The 16,190-nt window shown below is 63.5% G+C and carries 15 protein-coding genes; 10 read left to right on the top strand and 5 right to left on the bottom strand.

Features of this window, described 5'->3' with window-relative positions; translation table 11 throughout:
• Positions 1-40: 40 nt before the first annotated feature.
• Entirely contained in the window at positions 41-970 is a 930-nt protein-coding gene (locus BVU99_RS10205; RefSeq protein WP_025305173.1) for a LysR family transcriptional regulator, read from the top strand.
• Between the two features lie 135 nt (positions 971-1,105).
• Here the strand turns inward: BVU99_RS10205 and BVU99_RS10200 are convergent, their stop codons facing one another.
• Entirely contained in the window at positions 1,106-2,233 is a 1,128-nt protein-coding gene (locus BVU99_RS10200) for an iron-containing alcohol dehydrogenase (RefSeq protein WP_043136185.1), read from the bottom strand.
• A gap of 229 nt (positions 2,234-2,462) precedes the next feature.
• On the opposite strand from BVU99_RS10200, the gene BVU99_RS10195 reads away from it, so the two are divergent.
• The 3 genes from BVU99_RS10195 to BVU99_RS10185 all read left to right on the top strand — a co-directional run bounded on the left by BVU99_RS10195 (position 2,463) and on the right by BVU99_RS10185 (position 5,008).
• Positions 2,463-3,221, top strand: coding sequence for a LuxR family transcriptional regulator (locus BVU99_RS10195; protein ID WP_043136182.1), 759 nt, complete (start codon positions 2,463-2,465; stop codon positions 3,219-3,221).
• Positions 3,222-3,322: 101 nt separating this feature from the next.
• Positions 3,323-4,624, top strand: a complete 1,302-nt coding sequence (locus BVU99_RS10190; RefSeq protein WP_033636959.1) for an FAD-binding oxidoreductase — start codon at positions 3,323-3,325, stop codon at positions 4,622-4,624.
• 18 nt (positions 4,625-4,642) lie between these two features.
• Positions 4,643-5,008, top strand: coding sequence for a cupin domain-containing protein (locus BVU99_RS10185; RefSeq protein ID WP_015376517.1), 366 nt, complete (start codon positions 4,643-4,645; stop codon positions 5,006-5,008).
• Positions 5,009-5,054: 46 nt separating this feature from the next.
• Here the strand turns inward: BVU99_RS10185 and BVU99_RS10180 are convergent, their stop codons facing one another.
• The 4 genes from BVU99_RS10180 to BVU99_RS10165 all read right to left on the bottom strand — a co-directional run bounded on the left by BVU99_RS10180 (position 5,055) and on the right by BVU99_RS10165 (position 9,039).
• Entirely contained in the window at positions 5,055-5,861 is an 807-nt protein-coding gene (locus BVU99_RS10180; protein ID WP_043136174.1) for an alpha/beta hydrolase, read from the bottom strand.
• A gap of 94 nt (positions 5,862-5,955) precedes the next feature.
• Entirely contained in the window at positions 5,956-7,068 is a 1,113-nt protein-coding gene (locus BVU99_RS10175) for a class II histone deacetylase (RefSeq protein WP_099816603.1), read from the bottom strand.
• A complete protein-coding gene (locus tag BVU99_RS10170) occupies positions 7,065-8,252 on the bottom strand; it encodes an MFS transporter (RefSeq protein ID WP_043136167.1) in 1,188 nt (395 codons plus the stop codon). The genes BVU99_RS10175 and BVU99_RS10170 overlap by 4 nt, the downstream gene beginning before the upstream one ends.
• A gap of 139 nt (positions 8,253-8,391) precedes the next feature.
• Positions 8,392-9,039 carry a LuxR family transcriptional regulator gene (locus tag BVU99_RS10165; protein ID WP_043136164.1) on the bottom strand — a complete coding sequence of 216 codons (648 nt, stop codon included), beginning with the start codon at positions 9,037-9,039 and terminating at the stop codon, positions 8,392-8,394.
• A gap of 481 nt (positions 9,040-9,520) precedes the next feature.
• Here BVU99_RS10165 and BVU99_RS10160 point away from each other — a divergent pair, with 481 nt between their 5' ends.
• The 6 genes from BVU99_RS10160 (at position 9,521) to BVU99_RS10135 (ending at position 16,186) form a co-directional block, all read left to right on the top strand.
• Positions 9,521-11,233, top strand: coding sequence for an arylsulfatase (locus tag BVU99_RS10160; RefSeq protein ID WP_049204609.1), 1,713 nt, complete (start codon positions 9,521-9,523; stop codon positions 11,231-11,233).
• Complete coding sequence (locus BVU99_RS10155) at positions 11,230-12,414, top strand: anaerobic sulfatase maturase (RefSeq protein WP_049294796.1); 1,185 nt, start codon at positions 11,230-11,232, stop codon at positions 12,412-12,414. Before BVU99_RS10160 ends, BVU99_RS10155 begins: the two co-directional genes overlap by 4 nt.
• Positions 12,415-12,543: 129 nt before the next feature.
• The gene (locus BVU99_RS10150) at positions 12,544-14,037 is read left to right on the top strand and encodes an APC family permease (protein WP_049207838.1); all 1,494 of its coding nucleotides are present in this window, start codon (positions 12,544-12,546) and stop codon (positions 14,035-14,037) included.
• Positions 14,012-14,602, top strand: coding sequence for a DUF3156 family protein (locus BVU99_RS10145; protein WP_043136151.1), 591 nt, complete (start codon positions 14,012-14,014; stop codon positions 14,600-14,602). Before BVU99_RS10150 ends, BVU99_RS10145 begins: the two co-directional genes overlap by 26 nt.
• Positions 14,595-15,377 carry an SDR family oxidoreductase gene (locus tag BVU99_RS10140; protein WP_099817746.1) on the top strand — a complete coding sequence of 261 codons (783 nt, stop codon included), beginning with the start codon at positions 14,595-14,597 and terminating at the stop codon, positions 15,375-15,377. Before BVU99_RS10145 ends, BVU99_RS10140 begins: the two co-directional genes overlap by 8 nt.
• A gap of 11 nt (positions 15,378-15,388) precedes the next feature.
• Positions 15,389-16,186, top strand: coding sequence for a molybdenum cofactor biosynthesis F family protein (locus BVU99_RS10135; protein ID WP_099816602.1), 798 nt, complete (start codon positions 15,389-15,391; stop codon positions 16,184-16,186).
• Positions 16,187-16,190 lie beyond the last annotated feature (4 nt).

The raw sequence follows: 16,190 nt of genomic DNA, 5'->3' as shown, positions 1-16,190 counted from the left end.
TACTGTGAATAATCATATGTCGAAACTTACTTAAGGTTTTATGCAAGTAAAAAAGCGCGCGCTGTTAGGGCAATTGTCGGATATGGATCTGCGTTTGCTGCGGGTATTCAAGGCCGTGGTCGACTGCGGCGGCATGAGCGCCGCCGAACTGGAGCTGAATATCAGCCTGTCGACCATTAGCAAGCACATCAAGGATCTGGAGCAGCGGCTGGGCCTGACGCTGTGCCAGCGCGGGCGCGAGGGTTTTGCGGTTACCGACGAGGGGCTGTTGATCTATCAGGAAACGGTCAACCTGCTGGCGGCCACCGAGGCGTTCCGGCGCGGGGTGGACGAGGTGCACCAGCGCATGGGCGGGCAGCTGCACGTGGCGATATTCGACCATACGGTCAGCAATCCGCAGGCGCAGATCGGCCGGGCCATCGCGTTATTCAGCGAGCGTGCGCCGGAGGTTTCTTTGCAAATGTACGTGGAGCCGATTAATACCATTGAACGCGGCGTCATTGACGGGCAATTTCAGGTTGGCGTTATTCCCATGCACCGCAGCGCGGAAAGTTTATCTTATCATTCGTTATTCAGTGAGAGGATGTTCTTATATTGCGGCGCGCAGCATGAATTATTTTCCGGCCCCCATGAAACATTAAATTGGGATCTGCTGCACAATTATGCCTTCGCCGGATTAGGCTATCATTCGCCGAATATGGAACTGAGCCTGCAGCAACATTTGCATCGCAAGGCGACGGGGTTTGCGCAGGAGTCGATCGCCACGCTTATCCTGTCCGGCAAATACGTCGGCTTTTTGCCTGATCACTACGCGGCGTTTTTCGTGGCGCAGAATATGATGCGGGCGATCAAACCGGCGCTGTTCCGCTATCACTGTGAATACTCCAGCGTGCTGCGCCGCTCGCCGGTGCCGCAGCGGGTGGTGAAGCTGTTCCATGAGTGCCTGCTGGCGGCCCACGGAACAGCGTGACGCTTACTGCTCTTTCTTCTTGCCGAAGATCCTGATCAGCGCGCCGACCAGGATGCCGACCGCGATGCCGGCGAAGATCCAGCCGATGATGCCCATTTTCTTAACTCCTGCTAGTGCGTTGATCTGATTATATAATCATTCGACGCGAAACGCCTCTTCGATCATCCGTTGCCGCTGCGCCGGCGCATAGTCGATCCAGGAATTCTTGCTGTTGGATTTCTCCAGCGCCACCGCCAATTCCTGGCCGGAAATCGGCAAATCGTCCTGCCAGAACGGCGCAATGGCGTGGCGGGTGATGAAATCGGTCAGGTAGCTCTCCGGGCTGCCCTGCCAGTGCGGGTACAGGCGCGCGGCCAGCTCGGCCATCAGCGCGCGTTGCTGCGGCTGTTCGCTGGTTTCCAGCAGGGCGAGGAACGGCAGCAGCAGGCGGCCACAGACTTGGCCGTGGTGGTAGTCGCGCAGCGCGCCGATCTCGCCGGCGATGCCGTGAATGACCCCCAGCCCGGCGGCGCTCAGCGTCAGCCCGCCGAGGTAGGAAGCCTGCATGATCGCCTCGCGCGCCGCATCGCTGCGGTTGAGCGCCGGCCAGGCGGCGAGGAAGTGGCGTATGCCGTTCAGCGACATGTCGCGCGTCATGGCGCCGGCGGTTTTCGACAGATAGGCCTCGAACAGGTGGGTGAAGGCGTCGATAGCGCAGTAGGCCAACACTTTGTCCGGCGCGCCCGCCAGCAGCTGCGGATCGAGAATGGCGGTGTGCGGCACGAAGTTATTGTGGCGCAGCGAGGCCTTCACTTTGCTGACCTGGGTGTCGGTGATCACCGCGTTCTGCGTCACCTCGCTGCCGGTGCCGGCGGTGGTGGGAATGGCGATCAGCGGCAGGGTGGCGCCGCTGATTTTGCTGTCGCCGACTTTTTCCATATAGCGCAGCGTCGGCAGCGGATGCTCCACCAGCGCGGAGAACGCCTTGGCGGCGTCCAGCACGCTGCCGCCGCCGATGGCCACTACGCGCCGCGCCTGGCCGCGCCAGCGCGCCACCCAGGCGTCTATTTCCTGCGGCGACGCCTCGTGGCTGACGATCTCCGTGCCGATAAGCAGCGGCGTCAGCGATTCGCGCAGGCCGGCATACACCGGGCCGTTGAGAAAAGATCGACAGCTGAACAGCAGCGTCGGCTGCGGGTCGGCAAGCAGCAGCGGCGGCAGCTGCTGGATGCTGCCGTGGCCGAACCAGGTCTGGCGATTGGCGATGATGTGGCTGACGGACATGAGATCTCCTTGACGACGTTGCAGAGCGCGATGCCACAGCATAAGCCAGCGGGCGCGGAGCGGCCACCGCTTTCCCCGCCGCGGCAACCTGTGAGTTGTTTAACATGTAAACGATCGCGTTCTTGCATTTCGGCGTTTTGGGTGCTTTTTTTAACAGTACCGGCCGTCGTGCGGCCAACCCCATCCGAAATCGGTAGATTGTTAATGTGTTAATAATGGCGAGGCGGGTATGGAAATTCAGGTTGAACGCTTGTCTGCGGTGATCGATGCGGTGGCTAGCCCGCGTTTTTATCCCAGCCTGTTGAATTGGCTGGAGGGATTTTTCGCCTTCGACAACGCCATCGTCTATGCCTTCGAACGCGGCCGGCCGCCGCGCTGCCTGATCAAAACCGAGCGGGAAAACAGCGATGCGGTCAATCAGATCTACCAACAGGGCGCCTACCTGCAGGATCCGTTTTACCGCGCGCTGAGCGACGGCGGCGAAGGCGAGGTGCTCACGCTGCGCCAGCTGGCACCCTGCGGGTTTTATCACAGCGATTATTACCGTAATTTTTATCGCAAGACCGGCTGGCACGACGAGGCCGGCGTGCTGCTGCAGCTGACGCCGGAGCGCGGGCTGGGGGTATTCTTCGGCTCGGTGCGCCGCACGGTGGCGGTGCGCTACCCGCAGCGGGCGGATCTGCGCAGCGCGCTGACGCTGGTGAAAAGCGTGGCGCGGCTGCACGGCGAAGTGGTGGCGGCACCGGCCGAGGCCGACACGGTGAACGACGACGGTGGGCAGGCGCGTTATCTGCTGACGCCGCGCGAGCGCGAGATCGTCGATCTGATCCTCGCCGGCTGCGGTTCGCAGCAGATTGCCGACCGGCTGTTCATCAGCCTCGGCACGGTAAAAAATCACCGCAAGAACATCTACGGCAAGCTGAACATCGGCTCGCAGGCCGAACTGTTCAGCCTGTTGCTGACCGCCCCGCAGCGGCGCAGCGCGTGAATGTTAATTTTTTGTAGCAAATGTCCCTAAGGGGACATAGCGAACGATCCCACGGCTCCCGATAATCCGATGTCATGGCATAGGCAATCGGGAGTGCGGCAGTGAACAACGAAATCGAGTCCTTAACCTACTACGCGGCGACCAAAAAATACGATCTGCGCTTCCCGACGCTGGAAGAGGATCTGGACGTCGACGTGGTGATCATCGGCGGCGGCTTCTCCGGCATCAACACCGCGCTGGAGCTGGCGGAGAAGGGCATCACCAACATCGCCATTCTCGAAGGCCGCTATCTGGGTTACGGCGGCACCGGGCGCAACGGCGGCCAGGTGATGGCCGGCATCGGCCACGATCTGGAGAAGATCAAGCGCCACGTTGGCCCGGCCGGGCTGGAAACCATCTTCAAAATCAGCAACCTCGGCGCCGGCATTATCCGCGAGCGCATCAAGAAATATGACATCGACGCCGACTTCTGCTTCGGCTACGGCTATCTCGGCAGCAACGCGCGCCAGGAGAAGACCCTGCGCGGCTGGCTGAAGGAGTTCAAGGCGGTAGCGCCGCAGGAGGAAATTGAGCTCTACACCGGGGCGGAGGTGAAGCAGGTCGTGGGCTCAGACGCCTACACCTGCGCGCTGAAGCACATGGGCGGCGGCCACGTGCATTCGCTCAACCTGCTGCTGGGCGAGGCCAAGGCGCTGAGCGGCTACGGGGTGAAAATCTTTGAGAACAGCAGCGTGCTCAACGTGGAGTATGGCCCGCGCATTACGGTGCGCACCGCCATGGGCTCTGTGCGCGCCAACAAGATGCTGTGGGCCTGCAACGGCTTCCTCAACGGCATGGAGCCGCAGATCTACCGCAAGACCATCAATACCTACGCCTTCCAGCTGGCCACCGAGCCGCTGTCTGACGATCTGATCCGTCAGATCAGCCCGATCCGCGGCGCCTACAGCGACATCCGCCCGGTGATCGACTATTACCGGGTGACCAACGAGAACCGGCTGCTGTTCGGCAGCGCCACCCGCCTGATCGAATATTTCCCGTCGGATCTCAAGGCCTGGAACCGCAACCTGATGCTGAAGGTGTTCCCGTACCTGAAAGACGTGAAGATCGATCTGGCCTGGGGCGGTCCGCTGTGCTGCAGCGCCAACTTGTTCCCGCAGATCGGCACGCTGCCGGATCGCGACAACGTGTTTTACGTGCAGGGCTACTCCGGCTTCGGCGTGACGCCGAGCCACATCGTGTGCAAGGTGCTGGCGGAGGGCATGAGCGAAGGATCCGATCGGTACGATCTGATGAGCTCGATCCCGCACGTCAACATCTTCGGCAAGGACAAGCTGCGGCGGGTGATGACCACCGCCGGTAAGGTTTGGCACCAGACATCCGGCTACTGGAAAGGCCGCCGTTAACCCTCAGAGGAGAATCACATGAAACCGTTACTGCTTAAACAACCGCTGCCAGAACTGCTGGAGATCGGAAGCGTCAGCAACCTGGGCGCCACGGTGATCGCCGGTACGCCAAACGTCGGCGTGGCCAGCATCTTCGGCGAACCGACCGACAACCTGAACTGCGGCGTGTTCAGCTGCACCCGCGGCAGCTTCGTGATGGAGTATCCGTTCGCCGAGCACGCCACGGTGTGGGAAGGCAGTGCGACCCTGACCAACGAACGCACCGGCGAATCGGTGCAGTATCAGGCCGGCGATTCCTGGTTCGTCGAGAAAGGCACCCCGGTGCGCTGGGACATCACCTCGGATCGCTTCGTCAAACACTACCTCGCCATCGTCGAAGGCTGACGCCGTCATGCCCCCCTCAGCAGGCTGAATGCTGAGGGGGAGCGCCTTAGCCTAACGTCCGCGTAATAAAATCAGTCACCCGCTTGAGGATCTGATCCTTATTGGTTTCGTTAAAGCTCTCGTGCCGCCCGCCCGCATTGATCATCCGTTCGAAATCGTCGCCGCGCAGACGATCGAGCGCGGTTTGCGTTTCGCTCATCAGCACCAGCCGATCGTCGTCGCCATGGATCCACAGCGTGGGCAGCGCGCCGAAGCCCGGCCCGGCGTTGATGGCGGCGAGGATCCGCTGCATGGCGCGCAGGGTGGGACGCTTGAACGGCCCGTGCCACACCAGCGGATCTTCCTGATACGCCGCGCCAACCGCCGGATCGCGCGCCAGGGTCGCGGTATCCAGCGGCGCGTCGGGGATCGTCGGCAGTTCAGCCAGATCGGAAATCGCCGTTCTGTCGCCGAGCAGCGGGCCGGACAGCACCAGCGCGCGTACCTCCTCGCCATGGCGCTGCACGTAGCGGGTGGCGATCATGCCGCCCATCGAGTGGCCGATCACCACCAGCGGCAAGGTGGGGTATTGCTGCCGGAAATGGCTGACCACGCGCTGCACGTCGTCGACCACGGCGTCATAATCTTCGATCAGCACGCGCTCGCCCTGCGACAGGCCGTGGCCGAGATGGTCGGGGCCGAACACCCGCGCGCCCTGCGCCTGCAGCGTGCGCGCCACGTATTGATAGCGGCCGAGGTGCTCGCCGTAGCCGTGCACCAGCAGCGCCAGATAGCGCGGCTTGTCGTTTCCCCAGTCATGCAAGGCGATGTCGCCGTGGCGGCCTTTGATAAAGCTGACGGTTTGTTCGGGCATGTTATTGTTCTCATGGTGGTAGGGTTGCCCTTCAGCGTAGCGGCTGGCGGCGAGGTTGTCAGGGGCGCCGGATGCGGCGCCCGCAGAGAGGACATTACAGACCGAACTGGCGCGCCAGTTCGTCGAGCGCTTCGCGCTGGAAGCGATTGAAGGCGTCGCGCGGCTGCTGTTGCTGGATGAACGCCAACAGCGGATCCTGCACTTCAGTGCGCACGCCGCTCAGCTGCTCCATCACCGCCAGCCCGCAGAACGGCACGTAGGACTCGGCGTAGCCGCCTTCATGCACCATCACCAGCTTGCCGCCGCACAGCCGGTCGGCGGCGTCCTGCACCAGCGCGGTCATGGCGCGGAAGCTGTCGCTGTGCAGCTGCATGCGCGCCAGCGGATCGAGCGCGTTGGCGTCGTAGCCGCAGGCGATGATGATCAGCTCCGGCTCGAATTTTTCCAGCGCCGGGATGATGATGCGCCGCATAGCGTGCAGGTAGCCGTCGTCGCCGGCGCCGGCCAGCATCGGCACGTTAACGTTGCAGCCCGCCCCGTCGCCTTCGCCGCGATCCTGCTCGCCGGAATAGCCCGCCGGGAAGCAGCCGTCCTGATGCAGCGACAGCGTCAGCACGTCGCCGCGCTGCCAATAGATGTGCTGGGTGCCGTTGCCGTGGTGCACGTCCCAGTCGAGTACCGCGACTTTGCCGAGGCCGTAGCGGGCCTTGGCGCGCTCGATGGCGATGGGAATATTGGCCAGGAAGCAGAAGCCCATCGATTGATCCGGCAGGCAGTGGTGGCCCGGCGGGCGCGACAGCGCATAGGCATTATCCAGCTCGCCCTGCAGCACCGCCTCCACCGCCGCGCAGGCCAGCCCGGCGGAGAGTTTGGCGATTTCATAGCTGCCCGGCCCCAGCGGCGCTTCCTCCCCCAGCAGGCCGCCGCCGCTGTCGCTCACCTGTTTGAAGCGCTGCAGGTAGTGGGCGGGGTGGATGCGCAGCAGGTCTTCTTCCGTCGCCGGTTCGGCGCTCAGCAGGGTGAGCTGGCGCGACAGGCCGGATACGTCCATCAGGTTCTTCATACGCCGTTTGGTTTCCGGCGATTCGGCATGGCCGGCGCCCGAGGGCGGTTGCACCCAGCCGCCGACCGGCAGGGTGGTGGCGTGCAGGCCGGTGCTGTGCCAGAAACAGCGTTCATCAAACAAGAAACCGGTTGTTCTTTTCACCTTTCTCCTCCTGTTATACGGCGCGGTGCGCGCGGTGAAGCCAGCGAAATCAACAGCAGCGACAGCAGCGCGCAGCCCAGCGCGCCGAACAGCAAGGCGTTGAAACCGCCGGAAGATTCGATCAGAGAGCCGGCCAGCGTCGGGCCGATGGCCATGCCGCCGCCGATCACCAGGTTGATGCCGTTCATCAGCTTGCCGTCGTTATCCAGCCCGGCGACCCGCGCCAGAATGAACGGCAGCACGAAGGTCCAGGTGAATTTGAACAGCAGGGCGGCCAGGGCGAAGCGCAGGAGCAGGGGCTGGCCCGTCAGCAGCGCCACGCTGGCCAGCAGCAGGGCGTACCCCAGCACGATCAGGCGTCCGCCGCCGAAGCGCGCGCCGATCAGCGCCGCGGCCCCCGCGCCGACGATGCCGAGCAAGGTGGCGACGGCCAGCACCTGGCCGCTGTGGGCCGGCGACAGCCCGGCGCCGGCGGCGATGCCGCCGATAAAGGTCCAGACCGCGCTCAGGCTGATGTAAAAGGTCAGCACCGCCAGCACGGCGCACAGCTTGCGCGCCAGCGAGGCGGCGGGGCCGCTGCGGGCGGTGCGGGCGGCGGTGAAACCGTTGGGGAACGCCGGGATGAGCGGCAGGCAGCACAGCATGATGGCCGCCAGAATCAGGTAAACCGCCATCAGGCCGAAGTGCGCAAACAGCGGTGGCAGCACCAGCAGCCCGACCGCGCCCAGCACCAGCTGGCCGAGCACCCAGAAGGCATAGACGCGGCTGGGATTGGCGGTGCCGGCAGCGCAGGTGATGCACAGGATCATCAGGGTGCCGCCCGCCAGCGAGGCGATAAAGCGCAGCGGTAGCAGCAAGGTAAAATCTTGCACCAGCGCCGAAGCCAGGTTGCCGGCGATAAACACCAGCGCCGACAGCGTAGCGACCCGCCGCCAGTTGATGCGCCCGATCCACCACCACGCCGGCAGCGTGGCCAGGCTCATGGCGCCGAGTTCGGTGGAGAACAGGTGGCCGATCTGCGCCGGGCCGAGCTGCCACTGAGTAGCGAGCTGGGCGGCCACGGCGGGGGCGGTCATCAGAATGCCCGGCGCGATGGCGGCGAAGACGATAATGGCGGTCAACAGCCGCGGCGGGCAGGGGAGCGCCGCGCCGACGGCGGGCGCGGAAACCGAATCACTGGACATAAACCTTTTCCCCAAGCGTTGAGTGACGATGAAATATCCCGCCTGGCCCGATTGCGGGCAGGGGGAGGCCGCGCCATAAATGGCGAATACGTTTTGGCGTTATTTTCCGGCCGTCGGCAGCGGCGGCCGTTATCGGGCGTTAACCGTGGGCGAGAAAGCCGCCGGCGACCAGTTCGGTGCGGTTCACCACGTCGGTTTTGGCGAAAATATTGCGCATATGGGTTTTCACCGTGGACAGCGAAATGCCCAGCTTCAGGGCGATGCGCTTATTGCTGGCGCCTTCGCGAACCAGGTTGACGATCTCTTGCTCTTTGGCGGTCAACAGCTGCGCCTCGCCGTCGGGCAGCAGATCGCGCGTCGCCAGCTCGATCAGCGGCAGCACCGCGCGCAGGCGGCCGCGCTCCACGTCAGTAAACGGCGTATCGCGGATCAGCGATACCCCGGCGACGATGCGCTTGCGCTGGCGGATGAAGATCTCCGTCATGTCGCGCATGTCGTTCGGCAGCATAAAGTCGTGGTAATAGCGGCGGTTGCCGGCGATCGCCGCCGGGCTCATGCCGACCATGGTGATGTCCTGGCGATGGAAATTGGCCGGCTGCAGCGGGTCTATCTGCTGGAAGTGGTTCAGGTACTGCTGATGCGTTTTATCGGGCATGCCGTGCAGGATGTAGTGATCCGGCCGCAGGTCGCGATCGACCAGATAAAACACCCCGGCGGACACCGGGATCAGGTGCGTAATGGTCGCCAAACAACTGTTGATAAAGGCATCGGATGCGGTGCTGTGCATGATTCGTATTCCTCCCTTTATCGTTCAACTGGAGAATGTTGGCGGTCAATATATGAACGATACAAGCATAGTTGTAGCAATTTGGCAACACAATAAAAACATATTAACAACGTGAGGCCGATTGCAATAAAACACATAAATAACAAGATGACACTGCGTTTATCAGGGCTTTTTAGGGCGGATTTTTCGCGATTTTCATTAATAGGTTAATGAAATAGTCCGCCGCTTTTCTCGCTGAATTTACAGCGCTTTTGAATGCTTGCCTGGGCGAGGCCCTCGCCGCTCTGCGCGTGCTACAACCGGCGCGACCGTCGCCGTCCCTCGTTCTTAAGAACGATAGCCAGGCTTTTCCACCGCTTCCTACACTGCGAATTGAAGATAGCGCCAGGCGGCGCCAAACGTATAAGACGAAAAAATGATGACCTTTCTCGGGCTGAGGCGTCGGGTTGTTCAGTCCGCATGACCATACGGGGAACGAACGATGCAGAAAAAAACGTTGGCGGTGGCGTTGAGCGGTGCCTTATCGGGCCTGGCACAGGGGGCGGACGCCGATCGCCCCAATGTGCTGATCATTCTGGTGGACGACATGGGCTACTCCGACATCAGCCCGTTCGGCGGCGAGATACCGACCCCCAACCTGCAGGCGCTGGCCGAACGGGGCGTGCGCATGAGCCAGTACTACACCTCGCCGATGTCGGCGCCGGCGCGGTCGATGTTGATGACCGGCAACACCAACCAGCAGGCCGGCATGGGCGGCATGTGGTGGTATGAGAGCACCGCGGCGCAGCCGGGCTATGAAATGCGGCTGACCGACCGCGTGACCACATTGCCGGAGCGCTTTCGCGATGCGGGGTACGCCACCATGATGGCGGGCAAATGGCACCTGGGCTATGTCGACGGCGCCAAACCGACCGATCGCGGCTTCGAGCGCGCCTTCGCCTTCATGGGCGGCGGCACCAGCCATTTCGACGATGCGAAACCGCTGGGCACCGTGGAGGCGTTCCACACCTTCTACACCCTGAACGGCAAACGCGTGTCGTTGCCCAAAGATTTCTACTCCAGCAAGGCCTATGCCGATCAGCTGGAACAGTGGATCCGCGATACACCGCAGAATCAGCCCGTCTTCGCCTATCTGGCGTTCACCGCGCCGCACGATCCATTGCAGGCGCCGGATGACTGGATCGCTAAATTCGACGGCAAATACGACGCCGGCTATCAGCAGGCCTATCAGCAGCGCATTCAGCGCCTGAAGGCGCTGGGGTTGATTTCCGATCGCACGCCGATGCCGACGCTGGCGTTGGATAAGGCCTGGAACGCGCTGACGCCCGAGCAGCAAAAATATGAAGCCAAGACCATGCAGGTATACGCGGCGATGATTGCCTATATGGACGATCAGGTCGGCGCGGTGCTGAACACCCTGAAGCAGACCGGCCGTGACCAAAATACGGTGATCGTGTTCGCCACCGACAACGGCGCTAACCCGGCCAGCGGCTTCTACTACGGCTCGAAGCCGGAGTATTGGCGGCAGTTCGACAACAGTTACGCCAACCTCGGCCGCAAGGGATCGTTCATCTCTTACGGGCCGCACTGGGCCAACGTCAGCAATGCGCCGTACGCCAACTACCACAAAACCACCAGCGCACAGGGCGGCATCAATACCGATTTCATCATCTCCGCGCCGCGGCTGAAGGGGCGCGGCGGCATCGACCGCACGCCGATGGCGGTGTATGACATCGCCCCGACGTTGTATGACTATGCCGGCATCGACGCCAACAAACCGCTGAAGGCCAAACCGACGCTGCCGATGGTCGGCGTCAGCTTCAAGCGCTATTTCAGCGGCGAGGCCGACGGTGTGCCGCGCGCGACCTACGGCGTGGAGTTGCATAACCAGGCCGCCTATGTAGACGGCATCTGGAAGCTGCGGCGGTTGGTGAAGGCCGGGCCGACGGCGCAGATGGCACCGTGGGGGCTGTTCAACCTGCATGACGATCCGCTGGAAACGCGCGATCTGGCCGCCGCCAACCCGGAACGGGTCAAACGGCTGAGCGAAGCGTATCGCCGCTTTGCGCAGCAGAGCATGATTATTGAAGCCAAAGGCGCAGCGATCGACTATCTCGGCGTTGACGCCAGCACCGGTGACTACATCGGCCTGGATCCGCAGACCCACAAACCGTTGCCGCAGGCGGCACCATGAACCTGGCCCAGCTGCGTGCGCAGCAGATCCCGGTGGAGAGCGAACCGCGCGCGGCGGCGCCTTTTCATTTGCTGGTGAAGCCGATCGGCGCCGGCTGCAACCTGGGTTGCCGCTACTGCTACTATCCGCAGCGCCAGGAAGAACGGACGCGCAAGATGGACGACGACCTGCTGGCGGAATTTATCCGCAGCTACATCGCCGCCCAGCCGCGTTACAGCCGCGAGATCAACTTCGTCTGGCAGGGCGGTGAGCCGCTGCTGGCGGGGATCGGTTTTTACAAGCGGGCGCTGGCGTTGCAGCGCCGCTATGCGCCGCCGGGCGTGCGGATCAGCAACAGCCTGCAGACCAACGGCACTCTGCTGAACGACGCCTGGTGCCGGCTGTTCCGGCAACATCACTTTATCCTCGGCGTCAGCCTGGACGGCGATCGCGAGGTGCAGGACGCCCACCGGCCGGACAAGCGCGGCGGCGCCAGCTATGACGCCGCGCTGCGCGGCATTGCGTTGTTGCAGCGCCATCAGATCGACTTCAACCTGCTGATGGTGGTGCACGACGGCGTCGCGGATCGCGCCGAGGCGATCTACGATCATGCGGTGGCGATCGGGGCGCGTTATCTGCAGTTTCAGCCGCTGATGCTGGAAGGGGATGCGCCCACCGCCGGTTACGGACTGAGCGCCGCCAACTGGGGGCGCTTTATGCTGGCGGTATATCGCCGCTGGCGCAGCCGCGGGCACGTTGGCCAGGTCTTCGTGATGAACATCGAACAGGTCTACGCGCAGTATTTCACCCACGTCAGCCCCAGCTGCGTGCACGCCGAACGCTGCGGCGGCAATCTGGTGATGGAGCCGGACGGGCGGCTTTACGCCTGCGATCATCTGATCAATGCGCAGCATCTGCTCGGCCATGCCGATCGCCACACGCCGCTCGCCACCCTGGCGGCAAGGGCGGCGGAGATGCCGTTCGGTAAAAACAAGAGCCTGCGCCGCGAGTGCCAACGCTGCAGCGTGAAAAGCGTCTGCCAGGGCGGCTGCCCGGCGCATGTGGGCGAAGATCGCTATAACCGGCTGTGTGCCGGTTATTACGCCTTCTTTTCCGCGCTGCTGGCGCCGTTGCGCGCCTACCCGCGCAGCCCGCAGGGGGCGATGCAATGGCGCGCCGCCGTGAGCGCCGCCGCAGGTTGAAACCGTCTCGTCCTTAAGGACGATAGTCAGCATTTTCCTTTCCTCTCTATAGTGAGATTACCGCCGCTGGCGGTGAAAAACCTGCAAGCACCTGCATGCATCAGGCCAAAACTATAAGAGGAAATAACCATGAACCTGTCGTCGCGGTTGCACGCCCACCTGGCTAGAGGCAAGGTCGGCTTTCCCACCACCCTGGCCAGTTCGGTCGGGGTGATCATGGCCAGCCCGGTGATCCTGACGGTCACCAGCGGCTTCGGCATCGGCGGCGACACCTTCGCGCTGGCGATGCTGATCGCCTTCATCATGATGCAGGCGCAGCTCACCACCTTCTCCGAAGCGGCGTCGCTGCTGCCGACCTCCGGTTCGGTTTACGACTACATCTCCTGCGGCATGGGGCGCTTTTTCGCCATCACCGGCGCGCTGTCGGCCTACCTGATCGTGCATATCTTCGCCGGCACCGCCGAGACCATTCTTTCCGGCATCATGGCGCTGGTGAACTTCGAGCACCTCAACACCCTGATGGAAAGCCACAATGCCTCCTGGATGGTCGGCGTCGGGCTGGTTGTCGTGTTCGGCCTGCTCAACGCGTTTGGCATCGAGGCCTTCGGCAAGGCGGAGATCGTGCTGACCTTCGCCATGTGGAGCACGCTGGTGATTTTCGGCATCGTCGGGCTGCTGTCGCCGCATGCGGTGCCGCTTGAGGGCTGGTTCGGCAGCACGCTGAGCCTGAACGATCCGTTCGCGGTGTTCAGCCTGATCGGCATGGCGATGTTCATGTTCGTCGGCTGTGAGCTGGTGACACCGATGGCGCCGGAGATCAAACGCTGCGATCGGGTGATCCCGCGCGCGATGGCGCTCGGGCTGTGCGGCGTGGCGGTGTGCATGGCGCTGTATGGCGCGGCACTCAGCCATCAGGTGGAAAACGTGGTGATCGACGCCGCCAGCGGCACGCGCCTGCTGGAAACGCCGATGGCCATCCCGGCGTTCGCCGGCCAGGTGATGGGCCAGTTCGGCAAATACTGGCTGGGCGTCGGCCTGCTGTTGGCGGGCGCGGCGACCATCAACACGCTGATGGCGGCGGTGCCGCGCATTCTGTACGGCATGGCGCTGGACGGCGCGCTGCCGCGCATGTTCGCTTATCTGCACCCGCGCTTTAAAACGCCGGTGGTCGGCATTTTGGTGGCGGTCCTGATCCCCTGCGTACACGCCTTCGCCATTCAGGGCAACCTCGACAGGATCATTCCGCTGGTGCTGGCGGCGGTGTGCGCCTGGGGCGTGGCCTACCTGCTGGTGACCTGTTCGGTGGTGATCCTGCGCGTGCGCCGCCCCGACCTGCCGCGCGCCTATAAATCGCCGTGGTTCCCACTGCCGCAAATCGTTTCCAGCGTCGGCATCGTGCTGGCCATCGTCTACATCACGCCGCCGGGGATGAACCCGAGCGATATCTACATTCCCTTCGGCTGGATGATCGGCCTGACCGCCGCCTATGCGCTGTTCTGGACGCTGTGCGTGCAGAAAGTGAACCCGTTCAAGCCGGTGCCGGTCGAGCAGGTGCTGGAGAACGCATTTGCCAAGGGTGAAAACGAGGAGGCGCAGTTTGATCGGCTTACTTCCCTCACTTAATCGCGCCTGGCGGCGCGCGCCGTCGGGCTATCGGCCGGGCGCCGCGCTGGATCGTCTGGCGCGCAATCTGGAACCCTACGCGTGCGAACGCCTGGCGCCGGGCCTGCTGCGGCTGACGCTGCCGCAGGGGCCGCAGATCGAGATCGGCGAACAGGTGCAGGGGCTGTTTATGGCGCATATCGTCAGCCACCGTTTTCGGTTGCAGGGCGCATGCGCAGCGCAGCCTCCGCTGACGCTGGACGTGGTGACCGGCGGCTGGCTGCGGCGGCGCGGGGTGCGCTATCTGTTGCGCCAGCGCCATGCAGCCGCGCAGCGAGTGCTGGAAGGGCTGCAGCGCTACCCGCAGATCGGCGAGACGCTGGCGCAGCTGGATTTTCGCCGCGTGCGGCTGACGGTGAACGACGGGCGCTGGCAGGTGGATATCGAGCATTTCGCCGCGTCGGAGGTGGTCAGCCGTTTGCCGGCCGGCCGCCGCTATCTGCGGCTGGATGCCGAACAGCGGCGGCTGCTGTTGAGCAGCCTGCTGATGATCGGCCAACTGATGGAGAAGCTGAATCATGAATAGAGTGGTTGTGATTACCGGCGGCGGCACCGGCGGCGGCGCCGCCTGCGCCCGTCTGCTGGCGGCGCAGGGCGATCGGGTGTTCATCATCGGCCGCCGCCCGGAACCGCTGGCGGCGCTGGCGCAAGAGATCGGCGCGCAGGCGCTGGTGGGCGATGCCGCCAGCGGCGAGAGCTGGAACCACACGCTGCTGCCGGCGATTCTGCGCGACGCCGGGCGCATCGACTGCCTGATCGGCAGCGCCGGCGGCATGGGCTTCAAGCGCATCACCGAGATGACCGACGCGCAGTGGCAAGGGGCGATGGACAGCAACCTCAACAGCGCTTTCGCCAGTGCGCGCGCCTGCCTGCCGGAGCTGATTAAAAGCGGCGGCAACCTGCTGTTCGTGGCCTCGATCGCTTCGCTGGCCGCCGGGCCGGAGGTCTGCGGCTACGTTACCGCCAAACATGCGCTGATCGGGCTGATGCGCTCCATCGCCCGCGACTATGGCCCGCTGGGCGTGCGCGCCAACGCGGTGTGCCCGGGCTGGGTGACCACGCCGATGGCGGACGAAGAGATGCAACTGCTGATGGACGCCCATCAGATTTCGCTGGAGCAGGCCTACCAAATGGTCTGTCGCGACGTACCGCTGCGCCGGCCGGCCAGCGCCGAGGAGATCGCCCGCGTCTGCCGTTTCCTCTGTTCCAGCGAAGCGTCAATCATAACCGGCGCGGCGCTGGTGGCCGACGGCGGCTCCACCATCGTCGATGTGCCGACCCTGGCTTTCACTTCCCTGTAAGGAGCATTTCCATGAGTTCAGAAGCGGTATTTATTCAGGTTGGCGCGCTGGCGGAAGGCTTTGCGCCGCACAGCAATACGCTGGAACGCCAGCACGGCCTGGCGGGCACCACGCTGACGCTGCGCTTTAGCGACGGCGCGACGCAGCGCTGTCGGTTTACCGACGAGCAGACGCTGGAGTGGGGGGAGCGGCGCGGCGTCGCCTATCGCGCTACCAGCATTCGCCCTGGCGTGTTGTTCATCGATTTTCTCGATCCTGCCCGCGCTAACGCCAGCATTACGCTGGTATGCGACCGTAATCAAGGCAACTTCACTGCGGTATACGGCCAACTGCCGGACGAAGCGCAGACGCGGCTCGATGCCTTCAGCCGGGTGGAGCAGGGGCTGCCGCTGACCGCGGTCGAGGCCGAATTCCGCTTCGGCACGCTGGATGACGCCGACGTGGCGCCGCCGGGCTTTACCGATGAGCTGATCGGCATGCGCAATATGTACACCTACAGCCCGACCGAACGGTACGAGCACATCTACCTGAACGACAACTTCTACGCCTGGCAGTGTCTGGACGGGGTGGAGAAAGGGCTGGCGGATGTCGATCGCTGCCACTATGTGAAGGTGGCGGAGCAGCTTTATCTGTTCGTCTGGCGCGAGAAGATCATTCCGACGCTGGGGGTGGTGATGATCGATCTGCAGGGCATGCGCACCGACGGCAAGATCCTCGGTTATCAGGGCAGCGATTTCAGCGCGCTGAGCAACTTTGCGGTGGGCGCCCATGCGCAGGTGCTGAACACCACGCGCCACCCGCGAGGATAGGGCG

It is taken from the genome of Serratia sp. OLAL2, assembly GCF_002752475.1.
In the GTDB taxonomy this organism is placed as follows: Bacteria; Pseudomonadota; Gammaproteobacteria; order Enterobacterales; family Enterobacteriaceae; genus Serratia; species Serratia bockelmannii.
Note: the sequence above shows the minus strand (reverse complement) of the source record. Positions and strands in the feature narration are given on the sequence as shown.